Origin of the sequence: Streptomyces kebangsaanensis (assembly GCF_001906585.1) — a bacterium.
Classification (GTDB): Bacteria; Actinomycetota; Actinomycetes; order Streptomycetales; family Streptomycetaceae; genus Streptomyces; species Streptomyces kebangsaanensis.
In genome coordinates, this window is sequence record NZ_JUJA01000127.1 from 1 (window position 1) to 6322 (window position 6322).

General features: G+C 67.4%; 2 pseudogenes. Both read right to left on the reverse strand.

The features are described 5' to 3' along the window. A pseudogene (locus RH94_RS18775) lies at positions 1-3071 on the reverse strand (RHS repeat-associated core domain-containing protein); the annotation flags it as partial. A 119-nt stretch (positions 3072-3190) separates the two neighbouring features. Beyond that, positions 3191-6322, reverse strand: a pseudogene (locus RH94_RS18780) (LamG domain-containing protein); the annotation flags it as partial.

Here is a 6322-nt window from a genome sequence, read left to right on the forward strand (position 1 = left end):
CGGCCGGCCCAGGTGGCCTCGCCCCGAGTAGGCTTCTGCGTCGCCGACCAGGCTGTGGCGTTCGGCGTGTCGTAGACGGTGGCGGTGTCCGACAGGACGTCGCCACCCGTGGCGGAGGTGACCGGAAGGCTGAGGTTGGATTCCGTGATGGAGCAGGCCCGGCCGACGGTGCGGGTACGGGAAGCCAGGCCGGTAATGCCGACTGCGTCGTTGCGTGCGTACCAGGTGCGCGTGCAGGTCTCGTCACCGCCGGTGCCGGCATCCCCGGAGTCGCTGACGCTGGCGGGCATGCCGTAGTCGTCGAAGGTGGTGCTGACGGAGCGGGTGCGCCACGTCTTCGAGGCGGTGAGGTAGGCGTACGTGCTGGCCTTGCCGGTGCGTACGTAGCGGGCCACGTGATCGGCGGCATCGGGCGCGTTCTGCCGGGCGGTCTCCTTGGACCAGGGGTCGTTCACCGTCGCCGAGATCGGCGTGGCGCCGTCGTAGGTGACCTGCTCGCGAAGCTGGCCCGCATACTGGTTGCTGTCGGTGACCGAGGCCGCGCCAAGGTCGGGTGCCGCCAGCGGGGCAACGGTGACGGATTTGGTGGTGCCGTCCTTGTTCTTGTCCCCGTGCATGCCCTGCAGGTAGAGCGAGACCGTCCTGGAACGCGTCGTGCTCGTCGCACCGGTCCACGCGGTGACCTGGCGGTAGCCCCGCCAGTCCGACCAGGTGCGCTCGCCCTTCGGCGTGAACGGGTCGTCGCTGTGGTGCCAGGCCGCACCGCTGTAGGAGTAGGCGTACTCGACCGCCTCGTTGTCCGCGGCCGGGTCGGAGACGGTCACGGCCAGCACCCGGTACTTTTGGAACCAGTCGATCGAGGCATCCGAGGAGCCGTTGATGTGCCAGAACTGCGGGTAGCAGGAACGGGTGTTGGTGTCCGGTGCCGCGTTCAGTACCTGGCTGCGCACACATTCGGGAGCCGACGTGGTCACCGTGGTGATGGCGCCGGTCTCGGAGGTGACGGTCGAGATACGGGGCCGGGTCAGCGGCAGGATGTCATCGGTGGCGTCTACCCGATTGGGCCGCATCTGGTACGTGAACGAGATCGGGTTGAGGCCGATGCTCGTATCACCCGCCTTACCAGTGCGTTTGAGCGACTTCAGCGTGAGCACCTGGTCGGAGCTGTCCCCGATGTCCCCGCCGTCCAGGTACTCCTGGGTCAGCGCCCAGGAGTCCACCGGGTCGTATACACCGCTGGTGACGTTGTAGGAGACAGTGTCGATTCCGGTCAGGCGCTTGCGGGTGAAGAAGGCCGGGCCGGCCGCGTTGCAGTCGGAGCCGTCCTTGGAGCAGATCGCGTCGAACGGCACGTCCGGCCAGTTCTTGGCGGTGTCCTTCGTCAGGCTGGAGCAGTTGGAGGCAGTGCAGCGCTCGGCGTGGTCGAAGGTGACCTTCGCGTCCGCCTTGTCCGCGAACAGGGCGCCCTTGCGCAGCCCGTACTCGATCCGGGTGAGGTAGCCGCCCCGGGTATAGGAGGCGTTGGCGGTCTTCGACTTGTTCTTCTTGTAGTAGTTCGATTCCTTCGTGTACCAGTACGTGGCCGCGTTGCCCCGGGTGTCCTCGATATAGTCGAGGTTCCACCGCCACGCCTGCGTGAGAGCACGGTCGGCGAAGGCACTGCCGCCCGAGTAGCCGGGCTCGCCGGCGTCGTCGCCGAACACGGGCACCGCCCATGTGGAGTTGGTGCGCTGGGCGCCGGCGCCGTCCAGCTTGTTCAGGCCGAACACGTACTTCGTGCCGTCGCCGGTGGTGACGGTCCAGTACTCACCGTTGTCGTCGTCGTTGTCGGCTCCGGTGGAGCGCGTCACCTTCGAGGCGTCGTCGTTCTCCAGTCGCCACTGCCCGGTAGCGTCGTCCTTGACCAGGCGGGTCGACTTGCCGTTCAGCACCAGACGGGCGTTGTCGTACTTCCAGCACAGATCGAAGACCTCCGGATGCCCGTCGTCGTCGCAGGAGCCGTAGGTGCGCTCAATGTAGGACTCGCTGAGCGCGAAGCCCTCACCCACCGACGTGCCCTGGTTGTTGGTGGTCGCCGTCCGTCCGTCGACGCTGCCCGAGTCGTACGACAGCGACAGCGACGGCGTCGGGCCGGCCGCCGCGGGCGGCATGGTGAAGTCGTACGACCAGGTAAAGGACCCCGAGCTGCCGCCGGCCTGCCAGGACGAGGACGATGACAGCGGCGTCGCCGAGTAGTCCCCGGTTCCCTTCGGTGACTGCCCGGACCCGGCGTCGGCGGCGGTGACCGCGAGCACCGTCACTCCACCGCCGGCACTGTCCGCGCGTAGGAGCTGCTTAGACGTTCCGCTTGCCGCTCCGCCCAGGTGCACCTTCGCCGATACCGACTGGTGCGCGACGTCGTTGTCGGACGTCAGCGGTCGCTGGGTGCGGCATTCGGGTTTCTGCGGGGACGTCAACGCACAGGCGGGCAACTGCACCAGACGCAGCCGCTGCGACCACCCGCCGCCGATCGCCGAGGCGAAGCCGCTGTAGTCGACGCTCACCTCGGCGGTGCCCGCCGTGTCGGCCTCGGCCGTCAGCAGTACACCTGTGACTCCCGCCATCCGGGCGGCCCTCTGGTCCAGCACGTTGATCCGTGCCGTGCCGCCGGCCGCGGCCTGGGCCTTCGCGCTCCCGCCGGGTACCGAGCTCACCATGATGGGCACACCACCCGGCGAGGCGTTGGCCGTCCTGCCACCGGTGAGCCTGAGCGTGGCCTCGCCCTGCTTGGGCCAGGCAGCCTTCTGCTCCGTCCGGGCTTTTCTGGCCTGAGCCGTGTTGGCCTTCTTGTCCCGGGCGACCTTCTGTCGCGCCTTCTTCGCGCCCGGCCCCTCGAACACCTGGACCTTGCTTACCCGGGGCTTGGGCACATCAGGCCGTCCAAGGCCCCCCGATGTCGTGGCTTCGGCTACCTGTGCCAGCCCCATGGGAACCACCAGCGCGAGGGCGATCGACTGCACCAGCAGCCGGCCCGCGCGATGCCGTGCGGCTCCTGCACGTCGCCGTCTTGAGGTGCCTATGCCAAAGACCATCGTTTTCGCCCCGCCCAGTCCCGTAGAAAAGAAGTCCAGTCGTTTGCAGAACACCGGGTCTGCCGCACCCCCGGGGTGAGGACAGCTGCCTCAAGGGCTGCCCTCACCCCTTCCACGGGTCAGTCACCCACGGTTTCCTCGATCTGCTGCCCATCGGCCATCGCGCCGGCCCACAGGCGTACCTCTGCCACCTGGCCCGGAAGGAAGTGCCGCCATGCCCCTGCGGTGAAGCCCTTGCCGACAGCGAAGTCGCCCGAGCCGGCCTTCGCGGTGAACGCGCGGGGTTCGCCGTTCTGCATGTATCCCAGATAGAGGCTGATCGTGCCTGTCGTGCCTGCCTGGGCATCGAAGACGCCGGTCAACCGGACCATGCCGTCCACCAGTGCGCTCTCGTCGGAAGTCACGGCGCTGAACGTCCCGTCCGCGTTGAGCCGACCGAAGCGCCAGAAACCGACGGGCACGGTCTTCTCCTCGAACGTGTCCTCATCCAGCACGGTCTGCTTGCCTGTCAGCTCGTACCAGAGCCCCCATGCCGAACCGTCCGCCGTACGCTGCCCGAGCACCTGCCCGGTGTAGCCGACGTTCTTGGCCGCGAGCTTGTCACCGTCCAGGGAGGCCAGCGCCGTGACCGTGAACGACCCGGTGTCATCCAGCACCGGTCCGGCCGTCGTGGCGGCGTCGTCCACGCCGTCCAGCACGATCGACTCGCCGTCCAGCGAAGCTCCGCCGGCCAGCGTCAGCGACCTGCCGTATCCGGAGGCGGTGTCCGGGATGTTGTTGCCGCTGCCCTGCTCCGCCGACCAGTTGGCCACCAGCTCCACCCCGTTGAAGCCATCACTTACGGCCAGCCGCGCCTCATCGGAGACCTCTGTCGCTGTCAGGGCCCGCTGCCACACCGCCACCTCATCAGCACTGCCCTTGAAGTAGTCCACGTAATTACCGGCGTACATCGCCCGACCGATCTGCAGTTGGCCGGTCGACTTCCATGCCGTACCGGCGTCCACGGTGGACTGCAGCGTCCCGTTCAGGTAGAGGCTCACCTTGTGGGTGTCCGCGTCATGCACCCCGACCACCTGAGTCCACACGCCGCGTGGTGTGGCCTGCTGGGCCTTCGCCTCACGGAAGGTTCCGTCACTGGCCAGTACCCGCATGCTCCAGGTATTCGCCCCGCTACCCGCGTACGACAGCAGGAACGGACTGTACTTCGTGGTGAAGGGGCTGGCGGACTCCGGTGTCTGGCCCAGCACGGTCAGCGTGCGCGACGCACTGGCATCAACACGTACCCACGCCGAGACGGTGTAGGAGGAGGCGGTGTCGAGCACATTGTCGGCGGTTTCCGCGTAGGCGGTCGTGCCGTTGAGGCTGAGCCCCTTGTCGGTGACCGGAGTGTCCATCGGCTGCCCTTGCGCATCATGGGTCAGCACACCCCGGCGGCCGTGGTCATCCCGAGTGGCACCCCCGGCCAGCGTTGCATCATGCCCGGTCGTGCCATTCGCCGCGGAGGAATCGACCGCGGCCCCTGTGGCCTCGGAGAAGTGCCACCGCCCGACCGGGCCGGCACCACTGTGCACCGCGAAGTCCACGGCCTTCCAAGCCCCGTAACGGCCGGTGCCGACGTTGTCCTTGGCCCGGACGGAAAGACGGTAGACGCCCCCGCGATCAGGAGTGATGACGGCCTGCCAGCCGTAGAAATGAACGGTGTCCTCGGGGAGCACGGCACACTGGCGGTCAGTAAGCACTGGCACACACGTCTTTTTCGCGTTCGCCCAGGTCGATCCTGAATTCAGGCTGTACTCATAGGCCACATTGTTCGTGTCACCCTGAGCCGCCTTGAACGTGAAGGTCGCACTCTGACCGGGCCCGCCGCGGGCCACACAGTCGTTGGTCGTGCACTCCGTGTACGGGGAACCGATCGTCACCTGCGGGGCCTTCGGCGCGGTCGGGTCGACCGTGAAGTAGCAGGGCGTGGTGTAGCCGGTGTTCAGCCGATCGGTGCCGCCTTCGTAGTAGGAGAGGGTCAGCGCCTTCAGCCGGTACTTCACGCCCTCCTGGAGGGTGGGTAGGCTACGGGACTGCTTGACCAGGTTCCCGACGTATCCGGAAGTCGGACCGTCGAGGTCGGTGTGGGCCAGCACCCAGTTCGCACCGTCGTACTTCTCCGTCCGCCACCGGATACGCAGGTTGGCGCTCGACTCACCGCCGGCGACGGTGCGCGGCCGCCCCTGCACCAGCGGTGTCGGATCGGACACAACGCTCGGACTGGCCGAGCTGGTGGAGCACACATAGCTCGAGCCAGTCACCACACCGACCTCAGTCGGAGTGGCGGGAATGCCAACGTACTTCACGGAGAGCACCGCGTCGTTCTTGAACCGCTTCCACGCGGAGGTGTCCGACTCGTCGCGCGCCCGAATCTGCAGCGTCAGCCGGGAGAACTTGCCCGCCGCGAAATCCTTGACCGTCGGCGTCAGGTTCTCGTTCGACTTGGCCGGATCGTCACGGAACTCGATCGGCGCATCCGGCGAGTTCGGGTCGCACAGCGACCCGCGGCCCGCCGACACGTTCCGGCCGACCATCAGATCCAGTTCCTTGGGCCGCGAGGACCAGGTGGTGGAAGCGGAGATGTTGTTCGTGCGGACCAGGTCCACCCAACGAGGACTGCACTAGAATGCCCACGGCTCCGTCACCCGGAACGTGGCATCCAGCACGTTCTTGCCCTTCAGGTTGGCCGGCGAAAACTCGAAGTACAGCCTCTGCACATACCCCGGACCGCAGTAATAGCCGTTCCAGGTCCCGCACTTGCCTACGCCCTTGCCCTGACCGTCGTCCCCATTGCCCCACCCGTAGGACTCATAACCGTCACTACGCAGCAGCGTGCGCTCCGACTCACCCCACGTCACCGTCGGGTCGATGAACAACGGGAACGCCGACGCATCGGTCTTGGCCAGCATCTTTGCGTCCGGCACCACCGAAAGGGAATCCTTCGTGACCTGCACGTCCATGGGAGCCACCGCATCGCCCTGCCCGGGCTCGAGGCCAGAGCCCGACGGAGCCGCCTCCGACGGGTCGGAAGGCTCGCCCCCGCCCGTGACGGCTGTTTTCCTCACCGCCCACTGCGTCTGCGTCCCGGATGCCTCACCCGCCGAGTCCCACATCCGCGCGGGCGGTGCCTTGAACACCGTACGACCGTTGGCGTCGACCGCGGCCAGGTTGCCCGCCGGGCCCTCACGCACCGTCAGCCCTTGCGCCTTGAG